This window comes from Nocardioides sp. (genome assembly GCF_047602075.1).
GTDB lineage: Bacteria > Actinomycetota > Actinomycetes > Propionibacteriales > Nocardioidaceae > Nocardioides.
Genome location: NZ_JASGIF010000002.1, coordinates 747837 through 764201 on the forward strand (window position 1 = coordinate 747837; position 16365 = coordinate 764201).

The 16365-nt window shown below is 68.3% G+C and carries 16 protein-coding genes and 2 pseudogenes; 15 read left to right on the top strand and 3 right to left on the bottom strand.

Translation table 11 applies throughout. The annotated features are described in order from the left end of the window. The 3 genes and pseudogenes from QM714_RS16335 (at position 1) to dhaL (ending at position 3476) form a co-directional block, all read left to right on the top strand. Positions 1 to 1812 (top strand): dipeptide ABC transporter ATP-binding protein, encoded by a 1812-nt coding sequence (locus QM714_RS16335; RefSeq protein WP_415102398.1) that lies wholly within the window; start codon positions 1 to 3, stop codon positions 1810 to 1812. Further along, positions 1809 to 2856, top strand: a pseudogene (gene dhaK, locus QM714_RS16340) (dihydroxyacetone kinase subunit DhaK). The gene QM714_RS16335 and the pseudogene dhaK overlap by 4 nt, the downstream one beginning before the upstream one ends. Further along, complete coding sequence (gene dhaL / locus QM714_RS16345) at positions 2853 to 3476, top strand: dihydroxyacetone kinase subunit DhaL (protein WP_415102399.1); 624 nt, start codon at positions 2853 to 2855, stop codon at positions 3474 to 3476. The pseudogene dhaK and the gene dhaL overlap by 4 nt, the downstream one beginning before the upstream one ends. A gap of 60 nt (positions 3477 to 3536) precedes the next feature. On the opposite strand, the gene QM714_RS16350 is transcribed toward dhaL, so the two are convergent. Further along, positions 3537 to 3836, bottom strand: a complete 300-nt coding sequence (locus QM714_RS16350) for an HPr family phosphocarrier protein (protein ID WP_415102400.1) — start codon at positions 3834 to 3836, stop codon at positions 3537 to 3539. Beyond that, positions 3820 to 4212 (bottom strand): dihydroxyacetone kinase phosphoryl donor subunit DhaM, encoded by a 393-nt coding sequence (gene dhaM, locus QM714_RS16355; protein ID WP_415102401.1) that lies wholly within the window; start codon positions 4210 to 4212, stop codon positions 3820 to 3822. The genes QM714_RS16350 and dhaM overlap by 17 nt, the downstream gene beginning before the upstream one ends. Positions 4213 to 4270: 58 nt before the next feature. On the opposite strand from dhaM, the gene QM714_RS16360 reads away from it, so the two are divergent. Further along, on the top strand, positions 4271 to 5062 hold the full coding sequence (locus tag QM714_RS16360; protein WP_415102402.1) for an IclR family transcriptional regulator: 792 nt from the start codon (positions 4271 to 4273) through the stop codon (positions 5060 to 5062). Between the two features lie 30 nt (positions 5063 to 5092). On the opposite strand, the gene QM714_RS16365 is transcribed toward QM714_RS16360, so the two are convergent. Next, positions 5093 to 5650 carry a helix-turn-helix domain-containing protein gene (locus QM714_RS16365; protein ID WP_415102403.1) on the bottom strand — a complete coding sequence of 186 codons (558 nt, stop codon included), beginning with the start codon at positions 5648 to 5650 and terminating at the stop codon, positions 5093 to 5095. A 285-nt stretch (positions 5651 to 5935) separates the two neighbouring features. Here QM714_RS16365 and QM714_RS16370 point away from each other — a divergent pair, with 285 nt between their 5' ends. The 11 genes and pseudogenes from QM714_RS16370 (at position 5936) to QM714_RS16420 (ending at position 16331) form a co-directional block, all read left to right on the top strand. Next, positions 5936 to 7384 (top strand): NAD(P)/FAD-dependent oxidoreductase, encoded by a 1449-nt coding sequence (locus QM714_RS16370; RefSeq protein WP_415102404.1) that lies wholly within the window; start codon positions 5936 to 5938, stop codon positions 7382 to 7384. After that, positions 7381 to 8427 carry a hypothetical protein gene (locus QM714_RS16375; RefSeq protein WP_415102405.1) on the top strand — a complete coding sequence of 349 codons (1047 nt, stop codon included), beginning with the start codon at positions 7381 to 7383 and terminating at the stop codon, positions 8425 to 8427. The genes QM714_RS16370 and QM714_RS16375 overlap by 4 nt, the downstream gene beginning before the upstream one ends. Before the next feature lie 31 nt (positions 8428 to 8458). Next, the gene (locus tag QM714_RS16380; RefSeq protein WP_415102406.1) at positions 8459 to 9475 is read left to right on the top strand and encodes an NAD(P)-dependent oxidoreductase; all 1017 of its coding nucleotides are present in this window, start codon (positions 8459 to 8461) and stop codon (positions 9473 to 9475) included. 117 nt (positions 9476 to 9592) lie between these two features. Continuing rightward, positions 9593 to 10396, top strand: a complete 804-nt coding sequence (locus QM714_RS16385; RefSeq protein WP_415103051.1) for an HpcH/HpaI aldolase family protein — start codon at positions 9593 to 9595, stop codon at positions 10394 to 10396. Next, positions 10393 to 11223 carry a hydroxypyruvate isomerase family protein gene (locus tag QM714_RS16390; protein ID WP_415102407.1) on the top strand — a complete coding sequence of 277 codons (831 nt, stop codon included), beginning with the start codon at positions 10393 to 10395 and terminating at the stop codon, positions 11221 to 11223. The genes QM714_RS16385 and QM714_RS16390 overlap by 4 nt, the downstream gene beginning before the upstream one ends. 40 nt (positions 11224 to 11263) lie before the next feature. After that, the gene (locus tag QM714_RS16395) at positions 11264 to 12022 is read left to right on the top strand and encodes an SDR family oxidoreductase (RefSeq protein ID WP_415102408.1); all 759 of its coding nucleotides are present in this window, start codon (positions 11264 to 11266) and stop codon (positions 12020 to 12022) included. A 146-nt stretch (positions 12023 to 12168) separates the two neighbouring features. Continuing rightward, positions 12169 to 12678 (top strand): annotated as a pseudogene (locus tag QM714_RS16400) (dihydrodipicolinate synthase family protein); the annotation flags it as partial. Between the two features lie 79 nt (positions 12679 to 12757). Then, a complete protein-coding gene (locus tag QM714_RS16405; RefSeq protein ID WP_415102409.1) occupies positions 12758 to 13093 on the top strand; it encodes a dihydrodipicolinate synthase family protein in 336 nt (111 codons plus the stop codon). Next, on the top strand, positions 13080 to 14810 hold the full coding sequence (locus QM714_RS16410) for an IlvD/Edd family dehydratase (protein ID WP_415102410.1): 1731 nt from the start codon (positions 13080 to 13082) through the stop codon (positions 14808 to 14810). Before QM714_RS16405 ends, QM714_RS16410 begins: the two co-directional genes overlap by 14 nt. A gap of 16 nt (positions 14811 to 14826) precedes the next feature. After that, positions 14827 to 15897: an NAD(P)-dependent oxidoreductase gene (locus QM714_RS16415; RefSeq protein ID WP_415102411.1), complete on the top strand. Its 1071-nt coding sequence runs from the start codon at positions 14827 to 14829 to the stop codon at positions 15895 to 15897. After that, positions 15894 to 16331 (top strand): VOC family protein, encoded by a 438-nt coding sequence (locus tag QM714_RS16420; RefSeq protein WP_415102412.1) that lies wholly within the window; start codon positions 15894 to 15896, stop codon positions 16329 to 16331. The genes QM714_RS16415 and QM714_RS16420 overlap by 4 nt, the downstream gene beginning before the upstream one ends. The last annotated feature ends 34 nt before the right edge of the window (positions 16332 to 16365 follow it).

The window sequence follows — 16365 nt, forward strand, 5'->3', positions numbered from 1 at the left end:
GTGGCGATCCTGGACGTTCAGCGAATCAGCGTTGCCTACAACGAGGACCAACCCGTGGTGTGGCGGGCGGACCTGCGTCTCGAAGCCGGCCGGGTCCTCGGGCTCGCCGGGGAATCGGGATGTGGCAAGAGCAGCCTCGCGCTCGCGGCCCTGGGCTACTTCTCCGGCGGGATGACGTTGCTGGAAGGTACGTCGCGTCTGGGCGACGTCGACCTGCTCACACTGTCGCCTTCGAAGCGTCGTGCGCTGTGGGGAGGCTCGGTCGCCTACGTCGGACAGAACGCCGCGACGTCGCTGAACCCCGCGCTCACCTTCGAACGACACCTTGCGCAGGTGCTCAAGCTACGCAGGGGCCTGGGCCGCCGGCAGGCCCGCTCGCACTCCGTCGAAGCGCTCCGCGAAGTGGGCTTCGAGGACGCCGCTCGGATCCTCTCCCGCTATCCGCACGAGCTCTCCGGCGGGCAGCAGCAGCGTGCCGCCCTAGCGCTGGCCCTGGTAAGCAAGCCGAAGGTGATCGTTCTCGACGAGCCGACCACCGGACTGGATGTGACCACCCAGGCCCAGATCTCGAACCTGATCCGGCGCCTGGTCGACGAGCGCGGGCTCGCGGCGATGTATGTGAGTCACGACCTGCCGTTGCTCGCGACGGTGGCGGACGAGTTGGCGGTGATGTATGCCGGCGAGATCGTCGAGCGTGGACCTACCGCTGAGGTCGTCGACGCTCCGGCACAGCCCTACACCCGAGCGCTGTTGTCGGCGGCTTTTGACGCTGGGGTTCGGCGTAAACCCCAAGGTATCCCCGGCACTCCGCCGCCTCAGGTGGTCTTGGATGCATGCAGCTTCGTCCCGCGTTGCCCCCAGGCGGTCCCGGCCTGCGAGGAGAGCCATGTCGACCTCGAGCCGGTCGGTCCGAGCCGGCTTGCCCGGTGCCTGTTCGCCGAGCCGGTCACGGTGGGCAGGATCTCCGACCCGATCCCAGAGCGGAAGCGCTCGGAGGAGCCGGTCCTTGCGGTGCAGGGGGTGTCTTGCGAGCACACCGACGCGCAGGGCGTCATGCGGGCGGTCAACGACCTCAGCTTCGAGGTCTACGGAGGCGAGCTCTTCGGGATCATCGGCGAGAGCGGGAGCGGCAAGTCCACGCTGTTGCGGGCGATCGCGGGCTTGCACCGGCCCGTGGAGGGCGAGATCAAGTTGGCCGGGGCGCCTCTCGCTCCCGCGGTGCGGAGCCGAAGCGCCCTCGAGCGACGCCTGGTTCAACTGGTCTTCCAGAACCCCGACTCGTCGCTGAACCCACGGCAGGACGTGCTCACCCTGATCGATCGTCCGATCCGGCTGTTCCGCCCCGACCTGAGCAAGGCGGAGCGGCGTGAGCGGCTCAGCGAGCTGCTGGAGGCCGTCCGGCTGCCCAGCGCGATCGCCAGCCGCCGCCCGAGCGAGCTCAGCGGCGGTCAGAAGCAACGCATCGCGCTCGCCCGAGCGCTGGCCGCCGAACCCAAGGTGATGCTCTGCGACGAGGTCACCAGCGCGCTCGACGTCTCAGTCCAGGCGACCATCGCCGACCTGATCCTGGGGCTGGCGGAGAGCGAGCAGCTTGCCATTGTCTTCGTCTCCCACGACCTCGCTCTGGTGCGCTCCATCGCCGAGCGCGCGATCGTCATGGAGCGGGGCGTGGTCCGTGAGAGTGGCTCGGTCGATCGGTTGATAGAGGAACCGCAAGACGCCTACACGCGGGAGCTGGTGGCCGCCATCCCACGCTTGGCCGACGCTGCCAGCGGTCAACGCTCCACCAAACCAATGCTTGGAGAGATATGACCTCGTCCACACCGACCGCTTCCGGACCGGCCTCTCCCGGGTCGTCCAGGCGCCTGATCAACGACCCGGCCTCGGTCGTGGACGACGGCCTCCGCGGCATGGCCGCCGCCCACCCCGATCTCCTCGAGGTGGACCTGGAGGCGCGGGTGGTCTTCCGGACCGGCGGGCCGCGCCCCGGCAAGGTCGGCCTGGTGTCCGGTGGAGGATCGGGACATGAACCGCTGCACGGCGGCTATGTGGGCCTGGGCATGCTCGACGCTGCGGTGGCCGGCGAAGTATTCACCTCGCCGCCGGCGGACCGGGTTGAATCCGCCTGTCGCCGGGTCGACGGCGGTGCCGGCGTACTGCTCATCGTGAAGAACTACACGGGCGACATCATGAACTTCGGCATGGCAGTCGAAGAGCTGGCGGACGATGGAATCGAGGTCCGCACCGTCGTCGTCAATGACGACGTGGCCGTCGAGAACTCGAGGCTTCACCGCTGGTCGACGCGGCGTCGCCGGGACGGTGCTGGTGGAGCGCCTGGCCGGTGCCGCTGCCGAGCGCGGAGACTCCCTCGACCAGGTGGAGGCTATCGCGGCGGAGGCGGTGGGCAGGGTTCGTTCCTACGGCGTCGCCATCGCACCGTGCGTGCCGCCCGGCCGTGCCCCGGTCTTCGATCTACCGCCGGGTCAGATGGAGGTCGGCATCGGCATCCACGGTGAGCCAGGACGCAGCCGGGTGGCGCTCGAGTCAGCCGACGAGGTGGCCGCGATGCTCTTCCGCGCAGTGGCCGAGGATCGGCCGCTGGTCGAGGGCACGGGAGTGATCACCATGGTCAACGGTCTGGGGGCGACGCCGCTGATCGAGCTGTACGGGATCGACGCGGCGATCGCCGAGCTCTGTGCCAAGGCCGGGCTTCGGCGCGAACGGATCATGCTCGGTGACTTCGTGACCTCGCTGGACATGGTTGGTGTCTCCTTCACGATGATGGAGGTCGACGCCGACCTGCTCGAACTGTGGGACGCGCCGCTCCACACGCCGGCGCTGAGGTGGCGGGCGTGAGGGCGCTTGACGGAGCGACGGTGATCGTCTGGCTTGAGTCCGCGGGCGAGGTGCTGGCGAGCCGGCAGGACGACCTCACCAGCCTGGACGCGGCGATCGGAGACGGTGACCACGGGATCAACATGAGCCGGGGTTTCGGTGCTCTGCCAGCCATCTTCGCAGAGCACACCGCCGCCCCGCCGGGATCAGTGCTGAAGTCCGCGGGCAAGGCGATCTTGTCGAACGTCGGTGGTGCGAGCGGAGCGCTCTGGGGAGTGTTCTTTCGCGCTGCCAGCAAGGTGCTGGGTGACCAGCCGGAGGTCGCCCCGGAGCAACTGGTGGCCGCCTTGAGAGCCGGTCTGGACTCGATCAAGGCCCTGGGCGCCTCGGCACCAGGCGACAAGACCATGGTCGACGCGCTCACCCCGGCAGTCGAGTGCCTCGAGTCGGCATCCCCACCCGGCGGCGAGGCCTTCGCTGCGGCCGCGGAGGCCAGCCTGCTCGGGGCCGCGAGCACGGTTCCGCTGCAGGCGCGCAAGGGCCGCGCCTCCTACCTGGGGGAGCGGTCGATCGGCCACGAGGACCCTGGGGCCGCTTCGGCGGCGATCGTGATCCGCGCCCTCGCCGACACCGTCGGCTGAGGCCCTCTCGCCCCGGCGCTCGTGACGCCCGGTCCTCGGCTCAGTCTTTGCGGATTCGGCTCAGTCTTGCAGGTTCGAGATCGCGTCGACCACCGCTTGGACGGCCCTCGCCGCATCCTCGCCCTCGGCGTGGAGAGTGACCGTCGTCCCGCGTCGTATCCCGAGCGTCAGCAGGGCCAGCATGCTCGTGGCATCGGCCACGCGGTCGTCCACCCGCACCTCGACGGTGCTGGCGAAGCCTGCAGCGGCGCGCACCACCTCCGCGGCCGGACGAGCGTGTAGGTCAACGTCTCCGGGGAGGGTCACCTCGGCGTTGAAGGAGACCGCCCCGGGGTTGACGATCTCAGAATTTGCGGACATCGCGGGCTCCTTCGGCGGCCGCGAGCACCTCGGCCAGCGTGGCCCCGGTGGAGGCAGTGACCGCGGCGGCGATCGATCCTTCGACGAGGGGGGCATCGGCCAGCACGAGGTCGGGGTTGGCGTGGGCCTCGATGATGACGCGGGTCGCGAGGATCGAGCTGCCGAGGTCGCCGAGCACCACCACGCCGTGGCCCCGGTCGGCCTTCTCGACGGCGGCCTCGAGACAATCGGCGTCGGTGCCCAGACCGCCGTCGGGGTTCCCGCCCACGGCGAGGACGGGTGTCGACTCATCGACCATCTGCCGGATCATGTCGACCAGCCCAGTGGCGAGCTTCCGACTGTGCGAGACAATGACGATGCCGACCTGCTGAGACATGGCAGGATTCTACGATGTCGATGAGCGTTCGACAATGTCGAACAATATGTGAGATGAGATGACCTCCTCCGGGCCGACGCCGAGCAAGTCGATCCAGTCCGTGGATCGCGCGGCGAGGATTCTCGCCCTGCTCGCTTCCGGGCCGCGTCGACTCGGGGTCGCAGAGATCGCCGACCGCCTCGAGCTGGCCCGACCCACGGTCCACGGTCTGCTGCAGACACTCCGGTCCCACGGATTCGTCGAGAAGGACCGTGACTCGGACAAGTACCAACTGGGGCCCGGTCTGCTTCACCTGGGCGCCTCGTACCTGGACGTCAGCGACTTGCGTGGCCGGTCGGTCGCCTTCGCAGAACATCTCGCCGCCCGCGTTAGTGCGGCGGTGCGGGTGGGCATCCTGCAGGGTGGGCAGGTCCTCGTCGTTCATCATGTGTTCCGGCCGGGCAGCGCCTTCCAGGTCTCCGAGGTCGGTCTGGAGATGCCGGCGCACGCGACGGCGCTCGGCAAGGCGATCATCGCCTTCGGACCGCCCGAGTTGCTCGCCGACCTGACGGCCGCGCCGTTGCCGAAGCTGACCAGGTCCTCCAAGGACCTGACGGGCTTCCGCCGAGAGATCGATCGGGTCCGCCGTGAGGTGGTCGCCTTCGAGAGCGACGAGGCCGTGATCGGCGAATCTAGTGTCGCCGCGCCGGTCCTCGACCGCGGGGGTGTTGCCGTCGGAGCGATCGGGGTGGTCGGAGAGTCGTCTCGGCTCTTCGCCGACCACCCCGAGCGCGAGGTCGCGTCCGCAGTGCTCGAAGCCGCGGCCGGCCTCTCGCGTGAACTGGGCGGCAGGCTGCCGCCACGAGGTTGACGCCGAGCCGACTTGGGCGGCGCCGGAGCACTAGAAGTTGCCCGGGGTCATCACCCAGATGACGCGTGCCTCTTTTTCGCTGGTGTTGGCGAAGCCATGCGGGAGTTCGCCTTGGAAGGTGAGGGTGTCGCCCTGGTCGAGGTGATAGCGCCTGCCGCCGACGAAGACGTCGAGCGACCCTTCGAGCACGACCACACACTCGACGTCGGCGCCGTGGGCGGAGAGCTCTGCGCCACTCGTGCGGCCCGGGCCGATGTGGGTGTCGAGCACTTGGAGCTTGCCCGCGGGATCGGAGGAGATGACCTCGTCGGTGATGCCGGTCTCGGGGTATTGGATGGCCCGCCGGTCGGCGGCGCGAACGACGATTCCCTCGGGGTTCTTGATCTCGAAGAGTTGGGCGATCGGGATCCTCAAGGCTCCGGCAAGGCGGACGAGCGTGGACATCGACGGGTTGGTCACTCCCCGCTCGATCTGCGAGGCCATCGCGGCGGTGACGCCGACCTCCCGGGCCAGTGCGGCGATGGTGAGCCCGCGCTCCTGGCGGATGGAGCGGATCCGGCTGGCGAGCAGGGCCTGCGTGCGAGCCACCGAGTCGTCCGCCGAATCCTCAGCCAGGTATGGGGCAACCGGAGGCTCGGACTGGTCGGCGGAGGACTCGGTGGACCGCGCTGGTTGCTTGTGGGCCATGATGGCCGGAGCATAGTGCGTGGCGTTGGTCGGCGTGATCCCGAGGGCTCACAGAACGAGCCGCGGCCAAGGTGGGTTGACATCGGCGTGCGATAGAGTACCTTTCTGATCGAAAGTTGCAGTTTACGGAGCGCCTGAGCTACCGCGGGTGTCCGAGACCACGTCCTGCCACCAGGGGATTCCGGCATGCTTCGAACCCGCTCCGGCCGCGCCGAGCCGCGACCGCATCGCTCGCTCTGGCTTGAGCAAGCCCTGGCGGACGAACGCGAGCATCTCGCGACGCCGCCACTGAGCGGGCGCCGGCGCGCGGACATCTGCATCGTGGGCGGCGGCTACGCCGGCCTGTGGACCGCAGTGCGGCTGAAGGAAGCCGACCCGTCGCTCGACGTCACGTTGCTGGAGGCCGACATCTGCGGCGGTGGGTCGAGCGGCCGCAATGCCGGGTTCGCGCTGTCCTGGTGGGTGAAGGCACAGGCGTTGCTCGATCTCTGCGGCACCGACGACGGCGTCTGGCTCTGTCGTCAGTCGCAGGATGCCGTCGAGGAGATCGGCCAGTTCGCCTCGACGCACGGCTTGGACATCGGCTTCGCCAAGCAGGGCTGGCTCTGGGGAGCCAGTTCGGAGGCCCAGATCGGAGCCTCGGACGACGCGGTGGCGCTCGCGCAGGCGGTGGGTGCCGATGTCTATCAGCGTCTCGATCCGGGCGAGGTCCGCGAACGGGCGGGATCGGCCGCGTTCAAGGCCGGTGTCCTGGCCAGGGACGCGGCCACGCTGCACCCTGCTCGCCTCGCCCGCGGCCTCCGCACCGTCGCCCTGGGGATGGGAGTGACCATCTACGAAGGATCGCCGGTGAAGCGGCTGGCCACCGGCATCCGCCCCGCCGCGGTGACCGAGCGTGGTCGGGTCGAGGCCGAGCGCATCGTGATCGCGCTAGGTCCGTGGTCGGCCAGGCTGCAGGAGCTGCGGGCGCTCGAGCGTGCCATGGTCATCGTGTCGAGCGACGAGATCGCGACCGAGCCGATCCCCCACCTGTTGGCCGAGCATGGGCCCAAGGGCCAGTGGGGCATCTCGGACTCACGGTTGATGGTTCGCAACGCACGCACGCATGAAGGCAGGTTCTTCTTCGGTATCGCCGGTCACCACCTTGCGTACGGCACCCGGGTCGGCCGCTCCTTCGAGTACGGCGCCCGTCGCACCAAGGTGATCGAACGCACCTTCCGGCAGCTGTACCCCACGCTGGCCCAGGCCCGGATCACCCACGCCTGGGGTGGTCCGGTCGACCGGACCGAGGCGGGGGTGCCGATCTTCGGCCGGTTGCCGGATGCGCCGGACGTCATCTACTGCGCCGGCTTCTCCGGGAACGGCGTCGGCCCGGCCGTGCTGGCCGGGCATGTGCTCACCTCGCTCGCCCTCGATCGAGACGATCGTTGGGCCTCGACCGGGCTCATCCGCGAGCCGCGGCGTGCCTTTCCGCCCGAGCCGGCGCGGTCGACCGGCGGCATCGTCGTACGACGGGCCGTGCGCGCCTGTGAGGACGCGGCGGACAACGGGAAGACGGCCCCGCTTCCGGTTCGCGCGCTCGCCGCCCTGGCCCCGGCCGGGCTGGTGAGGTCGAGCGGTGAGGTGGGCAGGTGAGCAGCGTCGCTCCCATCCGGGTGGCTGTCGTTGGCCTGGGCAAGGTGGGTGTGCTGGTCGCCCGGATGTGCCTGGATCGGCCCGACCTCGAGCTGCAGGGAGGGGTGGTTACCACGCCGACGAAGGCGGGTGTCGACATCGGACTTCTGCTCGACCGGGAGCCTGTCGGCGTCACGGCGACCGAAGACCTCGAGGAGGTTGCGGCCGACACCGACGTCGATGCGATCGTCTACTGCGGCCTGGGCGACCCCGTCGGAGTCGCCGCGACGCTGGGCCGGCTCGCCGAGCGGGGCAAGGACTGTGTGACCGTATCCGGGTTGATCCACCCCGAGACCGCGCTGGGAGAGTCGGGCGCAGCAGCGCTGGACGCCCAGGCTCGAGGCGGGGGGAGCAGGGTTGTCGGGGCAGGGTGGAACCCAGGCTTCCTGCTCGACTTGCTGCCGGTCGTCTGGGGCAACTCGATCCCCGGAGTCCAATCCGTCGCTGTGGAACGCATCTGCGACCTGGCCGCCTGGGGGGACGGAGTGCTCGATCGCCTCGGCATCGGCTCCCGCGAGGCGATCCCAGTGGATTCGTGGACCGAGTACCTTCCAGTTTCGGAGTGCCTCCGACTGGTGAGCGATGCGTTGCGCCTCGATCTGGACTGCGTCGAGCTGCGATTCGAGCCACGCGTCGCCACCGACCGGCGCTCGGTAGCCGGACGCCGCGTCGAGCCGGGTACGACGATGGGCTTCCGCGCGACAGGGGTCGGACTGAAGAACGGTGCCGAGGTCGTGCGGCTCGGCTGGAATGCCGTCTTCGGCCTCGATCCTGCCGTCGACGAGCTGGTCGAATCGGCCCTGCTGGTGATTCGCGGCGAGACCGACGTCGAAGTCGTGGCGACCGGTACGACCTTGCTCGACGCATACCCCGCCACCGCCGCCCGCGCGCTCAACACACTGTGGCCGCTGCGCGAGCTGCCACCGGGGCTGTACCGGCCGGACCAGGTGCCAGCCAGCGCGTGGACTGCTCGGCCCGCCGCCGCTGACCATTCGGTGCTTTGACTCTCGACCCCAAAGGCATGGCTCTTCTCCCGTGAATTCACCTATCAACTGTGATCCGCTTCGAGTCGGCGTCACCCGCGACGTCCTCGGTCGAGACGGTCGGCCGCTGTATCCGCTCGACCTCCTCGACGCCACCGCCTCGGTCGCCTGGGAGTACCTGCCCGAGGAACGCCAGGTGCTCACCGCGGCGGACGTCGACGAGTACGACGCGGTGATCGTCGAGCACCCTCACGTCACGGCGGACACACTCGACTGCTCAAGCCCCCCGATCCTGCTGGCCCGGACCGGAGTAGGGGTCGATCGGGTCGATCTCGAGGCTTGTACCGCCGCTGGTGTGATCGTGACGACCACACCCGAGAGCGTCCGTCGGCCGATGGCGGCCGGGGCGATGGCCTTCATGCTGGCCCTCTCGCACTGCCTGCCGCAACGTGAACGGCGGCTGCGGGCAGGGGAGTGGAGTGGACCCTCCCGCGTCGGCAAGGCGCTTACTGGGAGGACGCTGGGCGTGCTCGGGGCCGGGAACATCGGGCGCGACCTGTGTCGCCTCGCGGCGCCGTTCGAGATGCGCATCTTGGCCCACGACCCGTTCGTGAAGCCGTTCGCCGGAGCGGAGCTGGTGGAACTGGACACCTTGCTGGGCGAAAGCGACTTCTTGGTGGTGACCTGTCCGCTCAACGACCAGACGAGGCACCTCCTCGACGCGGCGCGGATCGCGCAGATGAAGCCCGACGCCTACCTGATCAACGTCGCTCGCGGCGGGATCGTCGAGCAGAAGGCACTGGCCGAGGCGCTGCGCGAGGGTCGGCTGGCCGGGGCGGCGCTCGATGTCTTCGAGCAGGAGCCAGTCGACCCCGAGGATCCGCTGTTCGGGTTGGACAACGTGATCATGACGCCCCATGCGATCGGCACCAACGACGAGGCCATCGCGCTGACTGGTCAGATCGCGGCAGCCGAAGTCGTCGCGGTCGCCGGCGGCTCACTGCCGTCGTACATCATCAACCGCGAGGTCCTCGACCACCCGCGAGTGCGGTCGAGATTCGAGACATGACTACCCGACCATGACTACCCGAAAGGGCCGTTCCCACAACATCGATGCCCATGAAGACCGCGCCCACCGAGACCATTCCACGAAGAACGTAACTACCAGGGAGTTCGTGCAGTGACGATGAAGATCGACCCGATGATGAAGGTCAACCCGATGAAGCGAGAGCTGGCCGCCGGAGGCACCGTGCGCGGTGTCGGCGTCTACGAGTTCGCCACCCCAGGGATCGGCCGCATCCTGGCCGCCGCCGGTGCCGACTTCGTGCTCCTGGACCAGGAACACACCGGCTGGTCTGCCAACAAACTCCGTCCGTTGGTGGAGAGTGCGGCCTCCTGGGGCGTGGTTCCGATCCTGCGTCCGCCCGGCAAGGACCCGCACCTGATCGCCGCCGCGCTCGACACCGGGGCGATGGGACTGATGCTCTCGGCGGTCGAGGATGCCGCGGACGCAGAGCGCATCGTGACCGCCTCGAAGTACGCACCGGACGGGCTACGTGGCGTCGGGCTCCTCTACACAGACCAGCTGGCAGACGGTGACGAGGAGGCGCTGTTGCAGCGGAACCGTGAACAGCTGCTGATTGCGATCATCGAGACCGATCTCGGCATCGAGAACGTCGAGGAGATCGCCGCCGTGCCGGGGATCGACATGCTGTGGCTCGGCCATCACGACCTGAGCGCCTCGCTCGGTATCGCCGGGCAGTTCGAGCACCCGACCTACGTAGAGGCGGTCAACCGGATGCTCGCCGCGGGCGAGGCCCACGGCAAGGCCGTCGGTCTCACGGTCGACACCCGTGTCCCCGAGGGGCAGATGCCGACCGACGGGTTCCGCGCCTTCGAGATCTTCGACATCGGGATCTTCGAGCACACCGTCCACACGACCCTGCGGACGCTGCCGGGTGGTCAAGAGAATCCGTCCACCCGAGGATGACGAGCGACCGGGTCGCCGCGAACATCTCGATGTTGTTCGGCGAGCTGCCCTTCTTGGAACGACCTCGCGCTGCCGCAGAGGCCGGCTTCGCCGCAGTCGAGTTCTGGTGGCCGTTCAGCCGGCCGATCCCTCACCAGTTGGAGACCCGGGAGCTAGCGGAGGCCATCCGTGGTGCCGGCGTTCGGGTGGCCCTGATGAATCTCGATGTTGGCCCCGAGGCGGGAAGCAACGGCATGGTGTCGATCGCTCGCCACCGTGACCAGTTCGTCGCCAACCTCGAGGCGGCCTTGCCGGTGATCGAGCAGCTGCGGGTCCCCGTGGTCAGCGTTCCGTTCGGCAACGTCGACCCGCTGTCGACGGTGCCCGCGCAACGCGCCGTGGCGATCGAGGGGTTGGCGTTGGCCGTCGACGCCGCCGCCACGGTGGGTGCGACGGTCGTCGTCGAGGCCCTGAACAACGTGGCAAACCCGAACGTCGTGCTCTCTCGGACCAGCGAGGTCGCCGGGTTGCTCGACGAACTCCGGGTCACCACCGGCCGGCGGGCGAAGGTCCAGTTCGACGCCTACCATGCGGCGATGATGGGTGAGGATCCGCTGGCAGAACTGGTGTCGATCCTGCCTTCTCTGGGTCATGTCCAACTTGCCGATCATCCCGGTCGGCACGAGCCGGGCAGCGGCAGCCTCGACTGGAAGGCACTGCTGCGGCTTCTGACCGAAAGCGGGTACGACGGCACTGTCGGATTCGAGTATGAACCCGCGGCGGACACCTGGGCCGGCCTCTCCTGGCTGGACGACATGGCGTCGCTGAGCGGCGGACAGGAACGCTGACAGGAACGAGTGAGGAGCACGCGGAGTGAGGAGTTGCACAGTGAATGACCACCCACCGACAGCCGTTGTCACCGGAGCTGGCTCAGGGGTCGGTCGAGCGACGGCGCTGGCGCTACTCGGCGCCGGATACCGCGTCGCCCTGGTCGGCCGCCGTGAGGAGATCCTCCGCGAGACAGCGAAGCGGTCGGGTCGAGAGAGCGACGCGCTCGTCGCGACGGCCGACATCACCGACGAGGAGAGCGTGCGAACCCTCTTCGACACGGTGGTCGAGCGCTGGTCTCGGGTCGACGTTCTCTTCAACAATGCTGGGATCTTCGGTGCCGGTGGGCCGTTCGCCGAGATCACACTCGAGGACTGGCAGGCCGTGGTCGACACCAATCTGACCGGTTCCTTCCTGTGCGCGAGGGAGGCCTTCCGTCGGATGAAGGAGCAGACCCCACAGGGTGGGCGGATCATCAACAACGGCTCTGTCTCGGCGCAGGTGCCCCGACCCGAGGCTGCGCCGTACACCGCTACCAAGCACGGGATGACCGGCCTGACGAAGTCGATCTCGCTCGAAGGTCGGCCGTTCGACATCGCCTGCGGGCAGATCGACATCGGTAACGCTGCGACCGAACTGACCGGCAGCGTGCTCGGCCACGGGGCGCTGCAGGCGGATGGTTCGGTCACCGTCGAGCCGATGATGAATGTGCGGGCAGTGGCCGATGCCGTGGTGCAGATGGCCAGTCTGCCCCTGACAGCCAACGTCCAGTTCATGACGATCATGGCCACCAAGATGCCGTTGATCGGACGCGGGTGACTGTCGGCCCCGAGTCCCTCCGGACCACGGCCGGGTGCTAGTCTGAGTTTTGCATCAAAAGTGATACTTTACATCAGTTTTCGTTTGGGCGACGCTTCGCCCCCGGAGGTCGGAGATCAGTGCAAAGCGGTTCAGGAGAGGCAGACGTGGCTACCAAGTTCGGCGTTATCATCCCGGCGATCACCGTCTTCGCGGAAGACGGTGCGATCGACTACGACGCGACCCTCGATCACTTCGACTGGCTGATCGATGCCGGTGTCCACGCGCTCCTGATCTCGGGGACCTGTGGCGAGTTCGGCACGCTCGACCCTGATGAGCGTCGCACGCTGATCCGGCGGTCTGTCGAGCACGTCGCAGGTCGAGTGCCGACCATCGTCGGTGTCATGCACACCTCCACCAGGGAGGCGTGCGCCCTCGCCGTCCATGCCGAGCAGGCGGGTGCCACTGCGGTGATGAGCGTGCCGCCGTACTATTCGGGGCCTCCGCTCCGCGAGATCCGGGAGTACTTCCGTGACGTCGCGCAGTCTGTCGAAATCCCGCTGGTGGTCTACAACAACCCCGGCGCCGCCGGCGTCGGCATCGACGTTCCGGATCTGGCCGAGCTCGCAAAGGAGGGCACGGCGGCGATGATCAAGGAGTCTCACGGCGATCCTGCCCGTCTGCACGACCTGCGCTATCTCTGCCCCGAAGGCACCCCGCTGTTCTACGGCGAGGACTACGGAAAGCTTCGAGGCGATGCTCGTCGGTGCCGACGGCTGGTTCGCAGGCATCGGCAACATCGTGCCCCGCCACGCCGTTCGCTTGTGGCAGCTCTGCCAAGCCGGCGACCTGCCAGCGGCTCGCGAGCTCTGGTACGCACTCCTGCCGCTGGTCAACATGACCTCGATCAAACCGATGTTCGGCCGTCCGGACGAGCGCCCCGACTTCAACCAGATCTTCAAGGCCGGGCTGGAAATGCTCGGGCGACGTGCCGGCCAGTGTCGTCGTCCGCTACTGCCGCTGACCGACGAGGACAGCGACTACCTCGCTGGTCTGCTCGAGACCCTGGGAGTGACGGTTGAGACAGCCTGACCAGCCGCCACTCCGCAGCGGCGAGTGGCTGGCGCGGACAGATCTCGACGGCTTCCTGCACCGCGCCTACCTCAAAGCAGACGGTTTCACCGACGAGGCGTTCGAGGGCAAGCCTCTGATCGGGATCTGCAACCCCTGGAGCGATCTGGTTGGTTGTCACGGCAACTTCCGTGAGTTGGCGGAGTCGATCAAACGCGGAGTGCTGCAAGCCGGAGGGTTCCCGCTCGAGTTCCCGGTGATGCCGCTCGGCGAGTCGCTGATGCGTCCGACGGCCATGCTGTACCGGAACCTCGGCGCGATGGAGATCGAGGAGTGCCTCCGGGCCTATCCGTTCGATGCCGCGGTGCTTCTCTGCGGCTGTGACAAGAGTGTCCCCGCCGCGTTGATGGGTGCTGCGAGCGCCGACATCCCGACCATCCTGGTGACGGCCGGCCCGATGCTGGACGGCCGGTTCGAGGGCCGTCAGATCGGTGCGTGCACCGACTGTTGGCTCTTCCACGAGGAGTTGAGAGCCGGACGGCTGACGCGAGAAGAATGGCAGGAGATCGAGAACGGCATGTGTCGGAGCGTCGGGACGTGCCAGACGATGGGCACTGCCTCGACAATGGCCTGTCTCACCGAGGCTCTGGGGATGAGCCTGTCCGGTGGGGCGGCGATCCCGGCCGTCGACAGCCGCCGGCGTGCGCTCGCCGAGCGCTCCGGTAGGCGCGCCGTCGAACTCGTCGCCGAGGACCTCCGCCCGTCGGCGATCCTGACTCGAGAGGCATTCGAGGACGCGATCCGGGTGCTGCACGCGATCAGCGGCTCGACGAACGGCATCATCCATCTCCTCGCCGTTGCCCGGCGCGCCGGCGTCCAGCTCGAGTTGGATGACTTCGACACCCTCGGCCGGGACACGCCGTGGTTGGTCAACGTCAAGCCGGCTGGTGACCAGTTGATGGAGGCGTTCTTCTACGGCGGCGGCCTGCCCGCGGTCCTCGCAGAGTTGCAGGACCAGCTCCATCTCGACCGGATCAGAGTGGATGCGACGCCACTGCGTGAGCTCCTCCCGGCTCGCGATCGCACCGACCGCAAGGTGATCGCCTCGCGGGAGGATCCACTCTCGCCCACCGGGGGGCTGGTTGTCCTGCGTGGCTCACTCGCCCCGTCGGGCTCGGTTCTCAAGGTGACCGCGGCCGAACCCCGACTCATGCAGCACCAAGGGACTGCGCTGGTGTTCGAGACCTTGGCCGAGCTCGCGGTGGGCGTCAACGATCCCGACCTCGAGTGCGACGAGGACACCGTGCTCATCCTGCGCGGTGGTGGTCCCGTGGGCGCGCCTGGGATGCCGGAGTGGGGCCACCTGCCGATCCCGTTGCGGCTGTTAGAGCGCGGGGTGACCGACCTGGTGCGGATTAGCGACGCACGGATCAGCGGCACGTCCTTCGGCGCGGTGGTGGCGCACGTCGCTCCGGAGGCGGCGATCGGCGGTCCGCTCGCCTTGGTCGAGACGGGCGATCAAGTCCGCGTGGACGTCGAAGGGCGTCGGATCGACTTGCTCGTCGACGAGGAGGAGTTGCAGCGTCGCCGGGCGGCCTGGACTCCACCGGCGCGTGGTAGCAGCCGGGGCTATCGCTCCCTCTACCTGCAGCACGTGACCCAGGCCGACGAGGGCTGCGACTTCGACTTTCTCGCGGGATCGTCCGACGTCGAGCGTGACGCCCTGTCATTCCTCTGACCCGAAAGTGGGACCATTGAAGCAAGATGTCGAACAGCGAGATGTCGAGCGGGACGCGATGACGAGGTTCAAGGTCGGGGTTACCCGCGACATGCGCGGCTCCGACGGTCGGGCGATCTATCCGCTCGACCTGCTCGACCAGGAGCCCGCGGTGGACTGGGAGTTTCTTCCCGAGTTGACCGGGGAGTTGACCGCCGCCGACTTCCAGGGATGCGACGCGATGATCGTCGAGCACCCGCGGGTGCCGGCCGCGGCGCTCGCCACCTCCGACCCGCCGCTGCTCATCGCTCGGACCGGGGTCGGTGTCGACGGCGTCGACATCGAGGCGTGCACGGCCGCTGGTGTCATGGTGACCACCACGCCCGACAGCGTGCGGCGCCCGATGGCCTCCTCGGCAATGGCGTTCTTGTTGGCACTCTCGCACTGGCTTCCGCAACGCGAGCGGTCGCTCCGTGCCGGCCAGTGGGAGATCTACGGCTACATCGGCACGGCGCTCACCGGACGGACGCTCGGCGTGCTCGGTGCCGGCAACATCGGGCGTGACGTCTGTCGGCTGGCTGCGCCCTTCGACATGGAGATGATCGCCTACGACCCCTATGCGAAGCCCTTCGACGGCGTCACGCTGGTTGATCTGGACACGCTGCTGGAGCGGGCCGACTTCTTGGTGATCACCTGTCCACTCACCAAGGAGACCTACCATCTGCTCGACGAGTCCCGGATCGCGCAGATGAAGCCGGGGGCCTACGTGATCAACGTGGCGCGCGGCCAGATCATCGACCAGTCGGCGCTGACCGCCGCACTCGCCGACAGCCGCCTGGCCGGTGCCGGACTCGACGTGATGGAGCAAGAGCCGATCGACCCCGACGATCCGCTCCTCGCGCTCGACAACGTGATCTTGACCCCGCACGGGATCGGGATGAACGACGAGATCATGCGGGTGACCGGGGAGAGCGCGGCCCGTAGCGTCCTGGAGGTCGCGACCGGGCGCCGCCCCCAGCACCTGTTGAACCCCGGTGTGCTGGATCATCCCCGGCTTCGTGAGAGGTTCGGCGCGCCCGAAGGCGACGGGGCGGAGCACCCCCGATGAGCGTGCCCGCGACCGAAGCCACCGACCATGTTGGTTACGTGGTGGCAGACCTTGCCGAGGCGAAGGCGGCGTTCGCCCGGTTGGGCTTTGTGGTGCTGGTCGAGGAGGACCTGGGTGCTTTCGGCCTCCGGCAGGCCATGCTGCAGAGCGGGACCGAGAAGATCGAGCTCCTGCGCATCCTTGACCCGGAGTTGGACCGCGCTCGTCGGGGCGATGACCGAATGAGACTGGACCATGTCGCCTATCAGGTCGACGACTTGGAAGCCGCGTTCCTGGCGCTCCGCGCCGCCGGTGCCACCGTGGTCGACCCGATCGACCGGCCGATCGAAGAGCCGCTCGACTTCGGCGACAGCCGTCATCTCTGGGCGACGCTCGGGGGCCTTCGCCTGCAGTTCCTCCAGCCCGTCGGGCAACCGCCGCCTCAGGGACCATAGGCCGCCACCGTCGGCTCGTCGCCGAGATCGGGGT